This is a genomic window from Halomonas sp. B23F22_20 (assembly GCF_043496985.1).
Classification (GTDB): Bacteria; Pseudomonadota; Gammaproteobacteria; order Pseudomonadales; family Halomonadaceae; genus Halomonas.
In genome coordinates, this window is sequence record NZ_JBIEKH010000023.1 from 41,944 (window position 1) to 57,961 (window position 16,018).

At 66.0% G+C, this 16,018-nt stretch carries 14 protein-coding genes; 13 read left to right on the plus strand and 1 reads right to left on the minus strand.

Translation table 11 applies throughout. From position 1 onward, the window contains the following. Positions 1-50: 50 nt before the first annotated feature. The 10 genes from trpB (at position 51) to ACGTN6_RS17255 (ending at position 9,892) form a co-directional block, all read left to right on the plus strand. Entirely contained in the window at positions 51-1,265 is a 1,215-nt protein-coding gene (gene trpB / locus ACGTN6_RS17210) for a tryptophan synthase subunit beta (protein WP_394593938.1), read from the plus strand. 9 nt (positions 1,266-1,274) lie between these two features. Next, on the plus strand, positions 1,275-2,078 hold the full coding sequence (gene trpA, locus ACGTN6_RS17215) for a tryptophan synthase subunit alpha (protein ID WP_394593940.1): 804 nt from the start codon (positions 1,275-1,277) through the stop codon (positions 2,076-2,078). Between the two features lie 73 nt (positions 2,079-2,151). Further along, positions 2,152-3,171 carry an acetyl-CoA carboxylase, carboxyltransferase subunit beta gene (accD, locus tag ACGTN6_RS17220; RefSeq protein WP_394593942.1) on the plus strand — a complete coding sequence of 340 codons (1,020 nt, stop codon included), beginning with the start codon at positions 2,152-2,154 and terminating at the stop codon, positions 3,169-3,171. 6 nt (positions 3,172-3,177) lie between these two features. Beyond that, a complete protein-coding gene (gene folC, locus ACGTN6_RS17225; RefSeq protein ID WP_394593944.1) occupies positions 3,178-4,494 on the plus strand; it encodes a bifunctional tetrahydrofolate synthase/dihydrofolate synthase in 1,317 nt (438 codons plus the stop codon). Continuing rightward, entirely contained in the window at positions 4,491-5,168 is a 678-nt protein-coding gene (locus ACGTN6_RS17230) for an SPOR domain-containing protein (protein ID WP_394593946.1), read from the plus strand. Before folC ends, ACGTN6_RS17230 begins: the two co-directional genes overlap by 4 nt. Positions 5,169-5,172: 4 nt before the next feature. Then, the gene (locus tag ACGTN6_RS17235) at positions 5,173-5,736 is read left to right on the plus strand and encodes a CvpA family protein (RefSeq protein ID WP_394593948.1); all 564 of its coding nucleotides are present in this window, start codon (positions 5,173-5,175) and stop codon (positions 5,734-5,736) included. Positions 5,737-5,793: 57 nt separating this feature from the next. Next, on the plus strand, positions 5,794-7,314 hold the full coding sequence (gene purF / locus ACGTN6_RS17240) for an amidophosphoribosyltransferase (RefSeq protein WP_394593950.1): 1,521 nt from the start codon (positions 5,794-5,796) through the stop codon (positions 7,312-7,314). 12 nt (positions 7,315-7,326) lie between these two features. Then, positions 7,327-8,526 carry an O-succinylhomoserine sulfhydrylase gene (locus ACGTN6_RS17245; RefSeq protein ID WP_394593952.1) on the plus strand — a complete coding sequence of 400 codons (1,200 nt, stop codon included), beginning with the start codon at positions 7,327-7,329 and terminating at the stop codon, positions 8,524-8,526. 183 nt (positions 8,527-8,709) lie between these two features. Then, entirely contained in the window at positions 8,710-9,288 is a 579-nt protein-coding gene (locus ACGTN6_RS17250) for a cytochrome b (protein WP_394593954.1), read from the plus strand. A gap of 19 nt (positions 9,289-9,307) precedes the next feature. After that, entirely contained in the window at positions 9,308-9,892 is a 585-nt protein-coding gene (locus ACGTN6_RS17255) for a YceI family protein (protein ID WP_394593956.1), read from the plus strand. 124 nt (positions 9,893-10,016) lie between these two features. On the opposite strand, the gene ACGTN6_RS17260 is transcribed toward ACGTN6_RS17255, so the two are convergent. Next, complete coding sequence (locus ACGTN6_RS17260; RefSeq protein WP_394593958.1) at positions 10,017-10,808, minus strand: 2OG-Fe dioxygenase family protein; 792 nt, start codon at positions 10,806-10,808, stop codon at positions 10,017-10,019. Positions 10,809-11,085: 277 nt separating this feature from the next. Here ACGTN6_RS17260 and ACGTN6_RS17265 point away from each other — a divergent pair, with 277 nt between their 5' ends. From ACGTN6_RS17265 to ACGTN6_RS17275, 3 genes are all read left to right on the plus strand, one after another. Further along, complete coding sequence (locus tag ACGTN6_RS17265; RefSeq protein ID WP_394593960.1) at positions 11,086-12,879, plus strand: putative bifunctional diguanylate cyclase/phosphodiesterase; 1,794 nt, start codon at positions 11,086-11,088, stop codon at positions 12,877-12,879. A gap of 119 nt (positions 12,880-12,998) precedes the next feature. After that, a complete protein-coding gene (locus ACGTN6_RS17270; protein WP_394593965.1) occupies positions 12,999-14,276 on the plus strand; it encodes an MATE family efflux transporter in 1,278 nt (425 codons plus the stop codon). 220 nt (positions 14,277-14,496) lie between these two features. Next, entirely contained in the window at positions 14,497-15,756 is a 1,260-nt protein-coding gene (locus ACGTN6_RS17275) for a D-amino acid dehydrogenase (protein ID WP_394593961.1), read from the plus strand. Positions 15,757-16,018: the final 262 nt, after the last annotated feature.

The window sequence follows — 16,018 nt, forward strand, 5'->3', positions numbered from 1 at the left end:
TCCACCGCCCCGCGCCCCCACTCCCTCTGGCGACTCTGTGAGGTGTCCTTGTGAGCAAGTTCAGTGACCTGACCCGACTGCCGGATGCCCGCGGCCATTTCGGCCCCTATGGCGGCCGGTTCGTCTCGGAGACCCTGAGCTTCGCCCTGGAGGATCTGGACGCGACCTACGCGCAGTTGCGTGACGATCCGGACTTCCAGGCGGAATTCGACCACGACCTGTCTCATTACGTGGGTCGGCCGTCGCCGCTCTATCATGCCGAGCGATGGTCGAAGCGGCTCGGAGGGGCTCAGGTCTGGCTCAAGCGCGAGGATCTCAATCACACCGGCGCGCACAAGGTGAACAACACCATCGGTCAGGCGCTGCTGGCCAAGAAGAGCGGCAAGCCGCGAGTGATTGCCGAGACCGGCGCCGGCCAGCACGGAGTGGCCACCGCCACCGTGGCCGCTCGCCTGGGCCTGAAGTGCGATGTCTACATGGGGGCCGAGGACGTCGAGCGCCAGAAGCTCAACGTCTACCGCATGCGCCTGCTGGGCGCCAACGTGATTCCCGTCGAGTCCGGCACCCGCACCCTCAAGGACGCCATGAACGAGGCGCTGCGTGATTGGGTGACCAACGTCGACGATACCTTCTATATCATCGGCACCGTGGCCGGACCGCATCCCTACCCGATGCTGGTGCGCGACTTCAATTCGGTGGTGGGCCGCGAGGCGCGTCGCCAGTCGCTGGAGGAGTTCGGCCGCCTGCCCGATGCACTGATTGCCTGCGTGGGCGGCGGTTCCAACGCCATGGGGCTGTTTTATCCCTTCGTCGAAGACGACGAGGTGGCCATGTATGGCGTCGAGGCCGGCGGAGACGGTGTGGCCACCGGCCGCCATGCCGCACCCCTGGCCTCTGGCGCGCCGCGCGGCGTATTGCATGGCAATCGGACCTATCTGATGTCCGACGAGGGCGGGCAGATCAGCGACACCCACTCGATCTCCGCCGGGCTCGACTACCCGGGCGTGGGGCCGGAGCATGCCCTGTGGAAGGACGTGGGGCGCGTCAATTACGTGGCGGCCAACGACGATGCCGTGCTCGAGGCTTTCCGCGAGCTGACCCACGTGGAGGGCATCATGCCGGCGCTGGAGTCGGCTCACGCCTTGGCCCACGCCAAGGTGCTGGCGCCGCAGATGCGCCCCGACCAGCACATCGTGGTCAACCTCTCGGGGCGTGGCGACAAGGATATTCTGACGGTCGCCAAGATCGATGGCATCGAACTCTAGGGGATAGTGATGAATCGTATCGACCAACGTTTCGCCGCGCTCAAGGCCGAGGGGCGTCGTGCGCTGATCCCCTACATCACCGCCGGCGATCCGGCGCCGGAGCATACCGTTGGCTTCATGCACGCCCTGGTGCGTGCCGGGGCCGACGTCATCGAGCTGGGCGTACCGTTTTCCGATCCCATGGCCGATGGCCCGGTGATCCAGAAAGCCTGCGAGCGAGCACTCCGGCACGGCGTACGCCTGACCCACCTGTTCGACATGGTGCGCGAGTTTCGGCGCGAAGACAGCGAGACCCCGGTAGTGCTGATGGGCTATCTCAACCCCGTGGAGCGCCTGGGGTTCGATGCCTTTGCCGACCAGGCCCGCGAGGCCGGCATCGATGGCGTGCTGCTCGTCGACATGCCACCCGAGGAGGCCGACCTGATGGGGCCGGTGCTCAAGGAGCGCGGCCTGGCCTCGATCTTCCTGGTCGCCCCTACCACTTCACGGTCTCGGGCCGCTACAATATGCGCCCATGGCGAGGGCTATCTCTATTACGTCTCGCTCAAGGGCGTCACGGGCGGCGCCAGCGCCAATGCCGAGGATGTCGCCGAGCATCTGGTGCCGCTGCGCGAGATGACCGACTTGCCGCTGTGCGTCGGCTTCGGCATACGCGACGGCGCCTCGGCCGCCGAGATCGGCCGGGTGGCCGACGGCGTGATCGTCGGCAGCGCGCTGGTGTCGCGCATCGCCGAGAACGCCGAGCGACCCGAGGCGATCCCCGCTACCCTGGAAGCGGTGCTGGGTGAGATGCGCCAGGCACTGGATGCCTGACGGCCCGAGCCGACCGAATCGACTCCGCCCCCGACGTCCCGGGGGCGTCCGCAACAATGGAAGCGTTTCTGACATGAGCTGGCTAGACAAGATCGTGCCCTCGGTGGGCCGCATTCAGCGCAAGGACCGCCGCGCGAGCGTCCCCGATGGCCTGTGGCGCAAGTGTCCCAAGTGTGACGGGGTGCTCTACCTGCCGGAACTCGAGAAGCACCACAACGTCTGTCCCAAGTGCGACCACCATCTGCGCCTCACCGCGCGCAAGCGCCTCGACTGGTTCCTTGATCCGGATGGTCGCGAAGAGATCTCGGCCGACCTCGAGCCCGTCGACCGTCTCAAGTTCCGCGACTCGAAGAAGTACAAGGACCGTTTGACCGCCGCCCAGAAGTCCACCGGCGAGAAGGACGCGCTGGTGGCCATGCGCGGTCAGCTGGACGGTCTGCCGGTCGTCGCGGTGGCCTTCGAGTTCACCTTCATGGGTGGGTCCATGGGCGCGGTGGTCGGCGAGAAGTTCGTGCGTGCCGCCAGCCTGGCCCTCGAAGAGGGCGTGCCGCTGGTCTGCTTCGGAGCGTCCGGCGGGGCGCGCATGCAGGAGGCGCTGTTCTCGCTGATGCAGATGGCCAAGACCTCTGCCGCCCTCGAGAAGCTCAAGCAGGCCGGCGTGCCCTACATCTCGGTACTCACCGATCCGGTATTCGGCGGCGTCTCCGCTTCGCTTGCCATGCTCGGTGATCTCAATGTCGCCGAGCCCAATGCCCTGATCGGCTTCGCCGGACCGCGGGTCATCGAGCAGACAGTGCGCGAGCAGCTGCCCGAGGGCTTCCAGCGCAGTGAGTTCCTGCTCGAGCACGGCACCGTGGACATGATTGTGCACCGTCACGAGATCCGCAGCCGACTCGGCGGGGTGCTGCGCAAGCTGACGCATCAGCCGATCAGCGGCCTGGCCGAGGGTGAGCAAGAGGCCTCCGAGCCCGATCTCGTCGACGCCGCGGAGCAGGCCGACACGGCCGACGAGGCGGTCGTGTCCGACGAGACGCCCCAGGGGGCCGCGGCGGAGTCCGCCGGCGAGTCTCCGCGCCGCGACGCCGAGCGCTGAGGCGCCATGCGCGACGCTCCTTCCTCCTCTCTCGAGGCCTGGCTGGCGCGACTGGAAGCGGCCCATCCGGTGGATATTGACCTCGGCCTCGAGCGTGTGGCCGAGGTCGCGCGCCGCATGGGGCTCCTGGAGGGGCCCATCGCTGGTCGACTGATCACCGTGGCCGGGACCAACGGCAAGGGGTCCACCGTGACCATGCTCGAGGCGTTGGCTCGCGAGCACGGGGCCACCACCGCCACCTATACCTCGCCCCACCTGCTGCGCTACAACGAGCGGCTGCGCCTGGACGGTCGCGAAGCGACGAATGCCGAGCTGATCGACGGTTTCGAGGCCGTTGAGGCCGCTCGATGCGACGGTGAGCCGATCAGTCTGACCTATTTCGAGGCCGGTACCCTGGGCGCGCTGCACGCCATTCGCGCTCGTGGCCCCGAGCTTGCCATCCTCGAGGTGGGCCTGGGGGGGCGCCTCGATGCCGTCAACGTGCTCGATGCCGACGTGGCGGTGGTGACCACCATCGCCCGTGATCATGCCGCCTTCCTGGGGGACGATCTCGAAGGGATCGGCCGGGAGAAGGCGGGCATCATGCGGCCCGGTCGGCCGGCGGTGCTTGGCAGTTCCCGCTTGCCGGCCAGCGTCGCCGCCACCGCCGAGGCCCTTGGTGCCCCTCGTCATGCCCTCGGTGACACTTACCATCGCACGCCCGAGGCGTCCGGTTGGTCCTGGCGGGGCCTGGACGTGCAGGGCAAGTCTCTGCGCGTCGCAGCATTGCCGGACCCCGGTTTGCCGCTGGACAATGCCGCCACCGCGCTGCAGGCGTTTGCCCTGGCGGGCTGGGAACTCGACGCCGCGGCCTGTCGCCGGGCGCTGTCTCGAGTCGAGCTGCCCGGACGCATGCAGTGGCGTGGCCAGTGGTGCCTGGACGTGGGACATAACCCTCATGCCGCCGAGTACCTCGCCGGACGCCTGGCCGAGCGGCCGTGCCGGGGACGTACCATCGCTCTGCTGGGCATGCTCGCCGACAAGGACGCCGATGGCGTCATCGGCGCCCTGGCGCCGGCAGTCGATGCCTGGCTACCGGTGAGCCTCGACGGCGACCGGGCCCGCAGTGCCGAGGCCTTGGGCGAACGTCTCGGAGCGCTCGAGGCGCGGGTGCTGCATCTGGCGGACTCACCGGGAGAAGGCGCGGCCTGGCTGGCCGATCACCTGGACCCCGATGATCGCGTGCTGGTGTGCGGTTCCTTCTTTACCGTGGCCGGCGTGCTGGCGGCCTGGGCCGGGGCGGCGCAGACTTCAACGGATGCCGGTAGCGAGGGAATGACATGAAATATGGAATGCGAGAGCGGGTCAGCGGTGTACTGATTCTGATCGCCCTGGCGGTCATCTTCGTGCCGCTGCTGTTCGACGATCCTGCGCCGCGGGACAATCGCCCCGAGCCGAGCCTGACCATCGAGCAGCCGGTCGAGGTGGCGCATCGCGAACCAGCGGCGCCGCAGCCCTCCGACAGCCTGTCGGACAGCGCTCAGCTCTCCGGTTCGCCGAACGACGCCACGGCGTCTGAGACGGCCGGGAGAGTCGATGAGGAGGAGGCGACCGCGGCCGGCGACGATGTGGCCGATCCGGCGCCGGCGGAAGATGACGTCGAGACCGCGGCGCCGTCGACGGAGCCTGCGCCTGAGCCGGATACGTCGAGCGACCCCATCGCCGATCTGGCCCGCGCCGCCGACGAGCGTCTGTCGGCGTCGGCAGAGCGCACCCAGGAATCGGTGTCCGGTGGCGAGTGGGCGGTACAGGTCGGCAGCTTTGGTGAGCCCGGCAATGCCCAGCGTCTCGAGGCGCGGCTCAAGGAGCAGGGATTTCCGGCCTATCGCCGTCCTCGCAACAATAATCTGACCAGTGTTTACGTCGGTCCCTATGCCAGCAGCGAGGTCGCCGAGGAGGCGATGGCCGAGCTCAAGGCCGGCCTCAATCTCCAGGGCCTGCTGGTGGAAACGGAGTGAGGCCATGACCCTGACCTGGCTGGACTGGCTGTTCGTCGCGGTGCTCGCCGTCACCGGCATCGCCGGATTGATGCGAGGCCTGGTTCGCGAGGCCCTCGGGCTGGCGTCGTGGGGCGTGGCACTGCTGGCGGCCCGCTGGCTGGCTGCTCCCCTGGCCATGCGGCTCGATGGTCTGATCGACAGTCCCGATGGTCGGCTGGTGTTGGCCTTCGTGGTGGTCGTGCTGGGGGTCATTCTGGCCTGCGGCGTGATCATCCGCCTGATCCAGGCGGCGGTCGAGTGGGTCGGCATGGGGCTGTTCAACCGGGTCGCTGGGGCGGCATTCGGCCTGGCCAAGGGCGCCGCCATTCTGGTGGTGGCGACGCTGCTGATCGGCCTGACCCCGCTCGAGCGTCTTCAGGCCTGGCAGCAGGCGGCCCTGCGACCGAGCTTCGTGCAGATGAAAGACTGGGCGATCGGGCGCCTGGCGGACTGGGAAGGGCAACTGCCGGTGTCGCCCGGCGCCCTCGGCGTCCCGACATCCGAGCCGACGGAAGACGCGGTGGATGACGGGATCGTCACCCCCTGACATGATGATATGCGGCGGCCCCGTGCCGCCCAACCAAGGCAAGCGAGGTAAGGTGTAATGTGCGGTATCGTGGGCCTGATGGCCAAGCAGGCGGTGAACCAGGGGATCTATGATGCCCTGACAGTGCTACAGCACCGTGGCCAGGATGCCGCCGGCATGATGACCTGGAACGAAGGCCGCTTCCTGCTGCGCAAGAGCAACGGCCTGGTGCGTGACGTCTTCCACACGCGCCACATGGCGCGGCTCAAGGGCAACCTGGGTATCGGGCACGTGCGCTATCCCACCGCCGGATCCTCCAGCGAGGCGGAGTCTCAGCCGTTCTACGTCAACTCGCCCTATGGCATCACCCTGGCGCACAACGGCAACCTGACAAACTCCGATCAGCTCAAGCAGGAGCTGTTCTCCTCCGACCTGCGCCATATCAACACCAGTTCCGATTCCGAGGTGCTGCTCAATGTCTTTGCTCACGAGCTGGGCAAGCAGGGGCCCCACCTGGCCCCGGGCGACATTTTCGACGCGGTGCGTCGAGTGCATCGCCGCTGCAAGGGCGGCTATGCCGCGGTGGCCATCATCAACGGCGTCGGCATGGTGGCCTTCCGCGATCCCAACGGCATCCGCCCTGTGGTGTTCGGTACCCGCGATGAAGGCGAAGGCCAGGAGGTAATGATCGCCTCCGAGTCGGTGGCCCTGGACGTGGGGGGCTTCGAGCTCCACCGTGATCTGGCACCGGGCGAGGCAATCTTCGTCGACATGAACGGCGAGATCCATACCCAGCAGTGCGCCGATGCGCCGCGGCTCGCCCCCTGCATCTTCGAGCACGTCTACCTGGCGCGCCCGGACACCCTGCTCGATGGCGCCTATGTCTATGGCACGCGCATGGCCATGGGACGCAAGCTCGCCGACCGCATCCAGCAGGAGTGGCCTGAGCACGATATCGACGTGGTGATCCCGATTCCCGATACCTCGCGGACCTCGGCGCTGGAGCTGGCCCAGCACCTGGGTGTGACCTTCCGCGAGGGGTTCATGAAGAATCGCTACATCGGTCGGACCTTCATCATGCCGGGGCAGACCCAGCGCAAGAAGTCGGTGCGTCAGAAACTCAACGCCATCGACATCGAGTTCAAGGGCAAGAACGTGCTGCTGGTGGACGACTCCATCGTGCGTGGTACCACCTGCCGGCAGATCATCCAGATGGCTCGCGAAGCCGGGGCCAAGAACGTGTATTTTGCCTCGGCGGCGCCGCCCGTGCGCTATCCCAACGTCTACGGCATCGACATGCCGGCGGCCACCGAACTCATCGCCCACGGCCGTAGCGAAGCCGAGGTCGGCGAGTTGATCGGTGCCGATCGCATGATCTACCAGGATCTCGAGGATCTGAAGGCGGCCTGTCGCGAAGTCAATCCGGCCCTGGATGCCTTCGACTGCTCGGTGTTCGACGGTCGCTACATCACCGGTGATATCGACGAGGGTTATCTGGCGGCGCTGGAGGCGAGCCGTAACGACGCTGCCAAGACCCAGCAGAGTGCCGGTGACCATGCCCTGGTGGGCATGCACAATCAGGAAGATGACATCGACTGACAGGGAGGCCCCATGCACGACGAATCCAACCCGGAGGGCTGGGGGCTCGACACCCTGGCGATCCGCACCGGGCACCAACGCACTGCCGAGCAAGAGCACGGGGAGCCGATCTTCCCGACCTCGAGCTTTGTCTACGACAGCGCCGCCGAGGCGGCGCGCAAGTTCGGTGGCGAGGAGCCTGGCAACGTCTACTCGCGCTTCACCAATCCCACGGTGCAGACCTTCGAGCGCCGCCTGGCCGCCATGGAGGGCGGCGAGCGCTGTGTGGCCACCAGTTCCGGAATGTCGGCGATCCTGTCCACGGCGCTGGCGCTGCTGCAGGCCGGCGACGAGATTGTCGCCTCCCGCTCGCTGTTCGGCTCCACGGTCAGCCTATTCGACAAGTACCTGGGCAAGTTCGGCATCACCACCCGCTACGTAGAGCTCTCCGACCTGGCGGCCTGGGAAGCGGCCGTGACGCCAGCGACCAAGCTGCTGTTCGCCGAGACGCCGTCCAACCCGCTCTCGGAGGTGGCCGATATCCCGGCGCTTGCCGATCTGGCCCACCGCCACGGGGCCTGGTTGGCCATCGACAACTGCTTCCTGACCCCGGCGCTGCAGAAGCCGATCGCGCTGGGTGCCGACCTGGTGATCCACTCCGCGACCAAGTACCTGGACGGGCAGGGCCGGGCCATCGGCGGAGCCGTGGTCGGCCCTGACAAGCTGCTGGAGGAGCTGTTCGGTGTAGTGCGTACCTGCGGGCCCTGCATGAGCCCGTTCAACGCCTGGATCTTCACCAAGGGGCTCGAGACTCTGGGGCTGAGGATGCAGGCTCACTGCGCCAATGCCCAGCGCCTGGCCGAATGGCTCAAGGCGCATCCGGCGGTGGAGCGGGTCCACTACAGCGGGCTGGAAAGCCACCCCCAGCATGCGCTGGCTGCCCGCCAGCAGCGCGGCTTCGGCGCCGTGCTCGGCGTCGAGGTCCGGGGCGGGCGAGAGGGCGCCTGGTCGGTGATCGATGCCACCCGGATGCTATCCATCACCGGCAACCTGGGCGACGTCAAGACCACCATCACCCATCCCGGGACCACCACCCATGGCCGCCTGTCCGACGACCAGAAGGCCGCTGCCGGTATCCGTGAAGGTTTGATCCGGGTGGCGGTGGGCCTCGAGGACATCGCCGACATCCAGGCCGACCTGGCCCGCGGGCTCGACGCCCTGGCGGCACGCTGAGGTGCGGTAGGCCGGGCCACGCCTGGCTCCTCCATGGGCCGCCGGTTCGTACCGGTGCTTCGCATGTCGTCCGCCCGGGCGGCATGCGGAATTTCCGAACGAAACTTTCATCTTTTTTCAGCGGATTCGATCCGCTCGCTCGGGTAGCCTGTTGTCTTGATTCGAGACGTTCAGGAACTGCCCATGTGGCGTAATTCGACCTCTGGCTGGGGGCTGACCAGCATCCTGCTGCACTGGCTGAGTGCCGTGGCCTTCGTTGGCCTGTTCGTGCTGGGCTGGTGGATGACCGGACTCGGTTACTACGACAGCTGGTATAACCTGGCGCCCTGGTGGCATCGTTCGGTGGGCATGCTGCTGCTGGCAGTGACCCTGGGTCGCCTGGCGTGGCGGTTCATGCAGCCGACGCCGACGTTACCCGGTTCGCGCCTGGAGCGCTTCGCCGCCCACCTGGGCCACACCGGGCTCTATGTCTTGATGCTGCTGGTGCTGGTCAGCGGCTACCTGATTTCCACCGCCGAAGGGGCCGGTATCAGCGTGTTTGGCGTTGTCGAAGTGCCAGCGGTGGTGACTGGCCTTCCCGACCAGGCCAGCCTGGCCGGGATGATTCACTGGTATGCCGCCCTGGGATTGTTGGGGTTGGCCACCGGGCATGGGATGATCGCCCTCAAGCACCATTGGGTGGATCGCCATGACACCCTGAAGCGTATGTTGTCCCCCCGTTTCGTTCAGGCTCGCCGTCCCGGCGGGTCATCCCAAGACTGAACCACGCAAGGAGAACGCGATGTTCAAGAAAACCGCCCTCAGTGCCGCCCTGGCCGCTGCTACCCTGGTGCCGTTCGCCCAGGCCCAGGCCGCCGACTACGTCATCGATACCGACGGCCAGCACGCCTTCATCCAGTTCAAGATCAGTCACCTTGGCTTCTCCTACATCCTCGGCAGCCTGGAGGAGTTCAGCGGCGAGTTCAGCTACGACCCCGAGAATCCGGCGGCTTCCTCGGCCAGCCTGGATGTGGACGTGGCCAGCCTGACCACCAACCATGCCGAGCGCGACAAGCACATCAAGAGCGACGATTTCCTGGACGTCGCCGAGTATCCGAGCGCCAGTTTCACCTCCACCGGTTTCGAACCGACCGGCGATGGCGAGGGCGTGCTGACCGGTGAACTGACCCTGCACGGCGAGACCAACACCATCGAAATGCCGGTGACTCTGCTGGGCGAGGGCGACGATCCCTGGGGTAACTATCGTGCCGGTTTCGAAGGCTCGGCCACCCTGACGCTTGCCGATTACGGTATCGACATGTCCAGCTTCCCCGAGGCGATGCACGAGCTCGAGCTCTATGTGACCTTCGAAGGCATTCGCCAGTAAACGCCTTCGGTCGCCGCGATACGAACGCCCCCGACCCATGGCCGGGGGCGTTGCATTTGGGCAGGCGTTTCGGTCAGGCATCGCATGAACGGCGCCTGTCACCTTGGCGCCTCACCCTTGCGGTTTACCCCCGATAAAGCACTGCCTGGGGGAAGTGGCGCCTCAGGATGCGGTTCTGGAAGTCATCCACGAAGCGGCTGTTGATGATGATGATGAAGCGCTCGAACGGCGCTGCGGGATCCAGCTGGGCGAGCGGGTCGACGCTATGGAAGACTCGGTCGTCGCGCAGGTGCAGGATGTCGCCGGGCGCGAGGGTCGCGACGCCGAGTTCGCGGCTGCCCGTCTTGTCGGCATAGAGCCGGCTGTCGGCGCCCAATACGTTGCGACGTTCGAGCACCAGGATGCTCAACGCCTGGCAGCCATCGGCGTGGATGCCTTGGCCCTGTAGGGGATCGATGTGACCCTCGCCGCGTTGCCCGGTGATCTGCATCAGGATGGGCTCGTCGGGCTGGATATCCCACAGCCGGGCCCAGGCACGCACGAAGGCTTTGACGTCGGCGCGCTCAAGGAAGGCCGGCGCCAGCGGCTCATAGTAGCGCAGCCGGTCCGCCATGCTCTCGGCATCGTTGAAGGCGCCGCCCTGGGCCATGGGGCAGGGCCCCAGTTCCTGGACGCCGCCGGCGTCGTCGAGGGCCAGCCAGGACATTCGCTTCCAGCGTCGGTTGACGTAGGGATCCCGGGGCAGGTCGGCGGTGAAACCTTGCCAAGCCGCCAGGTCGAGCCGTGAGCGAACCTCGCTCAGGGCCCAGTCTTGCCTGATCAGATCTGCCTGGACCTCCGGGGCCCAGTAGCCGGCGAGAGGGTCCACTGGCATGGTGGTGTGATCAAAACCATATTTAAGCGTATCGAGTTTCATAGGAAGTTCTCCTGATTGGCTCATCGGGCGTCTTGGCCCGTTCGTTGACGGAACTGACCGTCAACAGTGAGCAAGTGAGGAGAAATGTTTCAAAATGTCAAAGAGGCGAGTCGATGCCTGTGTGGCCGAAGGTATCGGGTTGGCTTGAGCGCTGGTCGGCACGGCGTATGTCAAGATGAAACAAGCGCCGCAGGGAGAGCATATGTGCCAGGCCTTATCCCTAGGGTGAAGAGAGATTGACATGACGGACTTCCATCATTGGTTGTCGAGGAAATCCATGCTTCGCCGTGCCGCGCGTCTATGGGCCAGGTTGTGGGCAAAGCCGGCCTTTCGCCGTGCTCCGTCCGCGTCGGCAGACCTCGCGCTCGTCCAGCGCCGTCACCATGAAAGCGAGCAGCGTTTTCGCGCCCTGCTGGAGAGTCTGCCCCGGGTAGCGGTCCAGGGTTATGATCGTGACCGACGAGTCATCTACTGGAACGAGGCCAGCGTGCGTCTATATGGCTACCCTACCAAGGAGGCGATGGGGCAGCTGCTGGAGGACCTGATCATCCCGGAGGCCATGCGCCAGCCGGTCATAGACGCCCATCGAGCCTGGATCAATGAAGGCAAGGAGATCCCCGCCGACGAGCTCGAGTTGCGTCACCGAAGCGGCGAGGCCGTGCCGGTGTTTTCCCACCATGTGATGCTAGGCGAGCATACCGCCTCGCCGCTGATGTTCTGTGTCGACGTCGACCTGTCGGACCAGAAGCGGGCCCACCGCGAACTGGCCTTCGCCACTCACTTCGATCGCCTGACCCATCTTCCCAATCGTCAGGCCTTCGAGACCGATCTCGACGAGTTGCTGGAGCATTGCCGGCGACAGGGCCAGGGACTGGTCGTGCTCTATCTGGATATCGACCATTTCGTCGAGATCAACGATGCGTTGGGCTATGCTCAGGGCGATCAGCTGTTGATCGAGTTGACCCGTCGGCTGCGCCGGCAGCAACGCAGCTGTGACCTGATGTCGCGGGTGTCCGGTGACGAGTTCGTGATGGCCTGTCCCGAGATCGCGCACGAGCGGGACGCTCGTGCCCTGGCCGAGCGGCTTCGGGCGGTATTCCGCCAGCCCTTCCTGCTGGACGGCGGCGAACGTGTCGTGACGGCGAGCTTGGGTATCAGCCTCTTTCCGGTGCATGGCATGTCGGCTCGCGAGCTGATCCGCAATGCCGACGTGGCCAAGAACCGAGCCCAGTTGGATGGCCGGGGAGGGCTGCAGTGTTTCAAGCAGCACTTCCACGACGAGCTGATGCGTCAGCACCGCCTGGCCGAGGGCTTGGAGCGTGCCATCGCCAACCGGGAGCTCAGCTTGCACTATCAGCCACAGGTGTCCGCCGTGAGCGGGCGAATCGAGAATCTCGAGGCCTTGCTGCGCTGGTATCCCGCTGACGGCGAGTCGGTGTCGCCCGCGGAGTTCATTCCGGTGGCCGAGCGCTCAGGGCTGATCGAACGTCTGGGTGAGTGGGTGATGGAGGAGGTCTGCCGTCAGCAGGCCGTGTGGCGTGCTGCCGGTATCGAGGATCTGCGCATCGACCTCAATCTCTCGGGGCGGCAGGTACTGGCGGCGGATAGTCTGGAGCGCTTCGAAGCCTGCGTGATGCGTCATGGGCTTCGTCCCCAGGATGTCGGCATCGAGCTGACCGAGAACGTACTGATCGAGGCGGATGACCGGATTCTGGCGAAGCTCCGTCTCCTCCATCATCATGGCGTGCGCATCGCCATCGACGACTTCGGCACCGGCTACTCGTCTCTGAGCTACCTCAAGCATTTTCCGGTCACCGCGCTGAAGGTCGATCGTGCCTTCGTCCGCGATGCGCCCCAGCAGCCAGAGGATCGCGCCATCATGGAAGCGGCGATCTTCATCGGCCATCGGCTGGGGCTGGAGGTGGTCGCCGAAGGGGTGGAGACCGGCGAGCAGCTCGCGCTATTGCGCGAGATGCGCTGCGATCTGGTGCAGGGGTTCTATTTCTATCCGCCGCTGCCGGCCGCCGAAGTGTTTCCGTTGCTGGTGGCGTCATCTGCCACTCCCCACTGAGTCGGCCCCCGACTTCGCGTAGAATGGGGCGCCCTCGATGACCACCTCGGAGCCTCGTGTTGCGAACCGACGCTACTTCTTCCTCGCTGGGCCTGGCGTTGTGGCGCCAGACCTGGCCCATGGCCATCGGCGTACTGTCGCTGCTGGGTTTTCAGCTGATCGACAGCGCCTTCATTGCCCGGCTGGGTACCGCGTCGCTGGCCGCCCAGTCTTTCACCTTTCCGCTTTCCTTCCTGATCATCGGCGTCCAGGTGGGCATGGGCATCGCCATCGCTGCGCTGATTTCACGCGCTCTGGGCGCCGGTGAGACGTACCGTGCCAGGCGCCTGGGCAGCCTGGTGCTGCTCGCCGGGACCCTGGTCATCGCCTTGTTGTCGTTGTTGCTGTGGTGGGCCCAGGCGCCAATCTTCCTGCGCCTCGGCGCCGCTCAGGAGTCGCTGGCGCTGATCCGCGACTACTGGGGGCCCCAGCTCGTTGCCGCCTGGCTCGGTGCATTGCTCTACTTCGGCTATAGCCTGTTTCGCGCTCATGGCAATACCCGTCTGCCCGGGACCCTGATGGTGGTGACCAGTCTGGCCAACCTGGTGCTCGATCCGCTGCTGATCTTCGGCATCGGCGACTGGCCGGGCCTGGGGCTGGCAGGAGCGCCCTGGGCCACGGTGCTGGCCTTTCTGCTGGGGCTCGTGATGTTGGGGGCGCGTCTGTCGGGGCGGGGGTGGCTGTCTGCGAATGGGCTGCGCGAGGAAGCGCGGCAGTCGCTCAAGCCCTTCCTCGGCATCGCCGGTCCGGCCATGATCGGGCAGTTGATGCCGCCGCTCGCCGCCATGCTGGCGATCTCGGTCGTCGCGAGGCTCGGGGAGTCCGAAGTGGCGGCCTGGGGCTTGATCAGTCGCCTCGAGACTGTCTCGTTGATGGCCGTGCTGGCGATGACCATGTCGCTGCCGCCCTGGCTTGGGCGTTGCTACGGCGCGGGCGACTGGCCCCAGGTGCATCGTCTGATGCGCCTGGCGCTTCGGGTGACGGTGGTCTGGCAGTTGGCTCTCGGGCTCGCACTGGCGCTGGCCGCCCCCTGGGTCGCAGCGGCCCTTGCCGGCACCGCCGAAGTCCGCTCGGACCTGTCCGTCCTGGTTCGCTTCCTGCCGCCAAGCTATGCGGCACTCGGCGTGTGCATGCTGGTGGTCTCCGCCGGCAATGCCCTGGGGTGGCCGCTGCGGGCGATGATGATGTCCTCCGCGCGACTGTTCGCCTTCTACTTGCCATGCCTGGGACTGGGGGCCTGGCTGGGCGGCCTGACGGGCCTGGCACTGGGGGCCGCAGTCGGCAACCTGCTGGCCGGGCTGGGGGCCTGGGGACTGCTGCGGCGGACCCTCGCCAGCCCACGGCGCCAGGCGATATGATACTCATGGTTGTTTTTCCTTTTTAATGGCTATTTTTTGGTGATTTGAAATCAATATGAGTCATATTTTGAACTTATTATGTGATTTTTAGATGGAAAATAGTTCAATCGACTGATTCGGCTCTCCTATACTCTGCTCCACGCAACGCGTCCGGTCAGCGCCGGGCGCCATCGTTCCCGCGACCATCCAGCGCGATCAACAAGAGCAGGGGAGTGAGAGCATGAAGGTACTGATTCTCGGCAGCGGCGTGGTCGGCGTTACCAGCGCTTACTACCTGGCCCGCCAGGGCCATGAGGTCACCGTGGTGGACCGCCAGTCCGCGCCGGCCATGGAGACCAGCTATGGCAACGCCGGCCAGGTTTCCTTCGGCTTCTCCTCGCCCTGGGCCGCCCCGGGCATTCCCCAGAAGGCGGTCAAGTGGATGTTCCAGGAGCATGCGCCGCTGAAGATCCAGCCGCGCATGGACCCGACCATGGCCCGCTTCATGATGAAGATGTTCGGCAACTGCAATCCCGAGCGCTATGCGGTGAACAAGGAGCGCATGGTGCGCATCGCCGAGCACAGCCGGGCCTGCATCGACGCCCTGCGTGCCGAGACCGGTATCCGCTACGAGGATCGCCAGCGCGGTCTGCTGCAGCTGTTTCGCCACGACAGCCAGGTCGAGGCCGTGGCCAAGGACATGAAGGTGCTCGAGCAGTGCGGCGTGCGCCATCGCCTGCTCGGCGCCGAGGAAATTGCTGCGGTGGAGCCGGCCCTGGCTCGGGTACCCGGCAAGTTCGTCGGTGGCCTGCACCTGCCGGACGACCAGACCGGCGACTGCCACCTGTTCACCACTCGGTTGGCCGACCATTGCCGCGAGCGCCTGGGCGTCGAATTCCGCTTCAACGTCGACATCCAGCGCATTCGCCGTGGCAATGCCGGCATCGAGGGCGTGATCACCAGCGCCGGCGAGCTCACCGCCGATGCCTACGTGGTCTGCCTGGGGAGCTACTCTCCGTTCCTGGTCAAGGACCTGGGCATTCGTCTGCCGATCTATCCGGTCAAGGGCTACAGCCTGACCGTGCCGGTCATCGACGATGGCGGGGCGCCCCAGTCCACGGTGATGGATGAGACCTACAAGGTGGCGATCTCGCGCTTCGACGACCGTATTCGGGTGGGCGGCACCGCCGAGCTGGCGGGCCATGACCTGAGCCTGCCGGAAAAGCGTCGGGCGACCATCGACATGGTGGTGCGTGATGTCTTCCCCGAGGGCGGCGACGTCGACCGCGCCGAGTTCTGGAGCGGGCTGCGGCCGATGACGCCGGATTCCACGCCGATCGTCGGCGCCACTCGCTACGACAACCTTTGGCTCAATACCGGTCACGGCACCCTGGGCTGGACCATGAGCTGCGGCAGCGCCCAATTGCTCTCCGATCTAATGGCCGCCGAATCGCCGCGCATCGACCCACAAGGGCTCGACGTGTCTCGCTACGCGGCCTGACGCGATCGGGCGCTTCCCGGAAACGTCATCAACGGCCCGCGGCTTTGCCGCGGGCCGTTGATATCTGGCGCTCTTGCCGTCTGTGCCGCCATATCCCGGCTTCGCACCGCACCATGAAAAACGCCCGGGCCGTGATGAACTGCACCCCGAAAGTTGGACACCCAATCCAACCTTCGGGGTGTTTCTATGCGGAATCAGTACAGCGACCAGTTTAAGTTGCAAGTGGTGCAGCAATACCTGGATGGGGATGCCGGTCTAGAAG

Coding starts and splice junctions, on each gene's coding strand:
- ACGTN6_RS17250 (WP_394593954.1), top strand. CDS start 8,710: ATGTGGCGTAATTCGACCTCTGGCTGGGGGCTGACCAGCATCCTGCTG.
- purF (WP_394593950.1), top strand. CDS start 5,794: ATGTGCGGTATCGTGGGCCTGATGGCCAAGCAGGCGGTGAACCAGGGG.
- ACGTN6_RS17275 (WP_394593961.1), top strand. CDS start 14,497: ATGAAGGTACTGATTCTCGGCAGCGGCGTGGTCGGCGTTACCAGCGCT.
- ACGTN6_RS17260 (WP_394593958.1), bottom strand. CDS start 10,808: ATGAAACTCGATACGCTTAAATATGGTTTTGATCACACCACCATGCCA.
- trpA (WP_394593940.1), top strand. CDS start 1,275: ATGAATCGTATCGACCAACGTTTCGCCGCGCTCAAGGCCGAGGGGCGT.
- ACGTN6_RS17265 (WP_394593960.1), top strand. CDS start 11,086: ATGCTTCGCCGTGCCGCGCGTCTATGGGCCAGGTTGTGGGCAAAGCCG.
- ACGTN6_RS17245 (WP_394593952.1), top strand. CDS start 7,327: ATGCACGACGAATCCAACCCGGAGGGCTGGGGGCTCGACACCCTGGCG.
- ACGTN6_RS17235 (WP_394593948.1), top strand. CDS start 5,173: ATGACCCTGACCTGGCTGGACTGGCTGTTCGTCGCGGTGCTCGCCGTC.
- ACGTN6_RS17255 (WP_394593956.1), top strand. CDS start 9,308: ATGTTCAAGAAAACCGCCCTCAGTGCCGCCCTGGCCGCTGCTACCCTG.
- folC (WP_394593944.1), top strand. CDS start 3,178: ATGCGCGACGCTCCTTCCTCCTCTCTCGAGGCCTGGCTGGCGCGACTG.
- ACGTN6_RS17230 (WP_394593946.1), top strand. CDS start 4,491: ATGAAATATGGAATGCGAGAGCGGGTCAGCGGTGTACTGATTCTGATC.
- accD (WP_394593942.1), top strand. CDS start 2,152: ATGAGCTGGCTAGACAAGATCGTGCCCTCGGTGGGCCGCATTCAGCGC.
- ACGTN6_RS17270 (WP_394593965.1), top strand. CDS start 12,999: ATGGCCATCGGCGTACTGTCGCTGCTGGGTTTTCAGCTGATCGACAGC.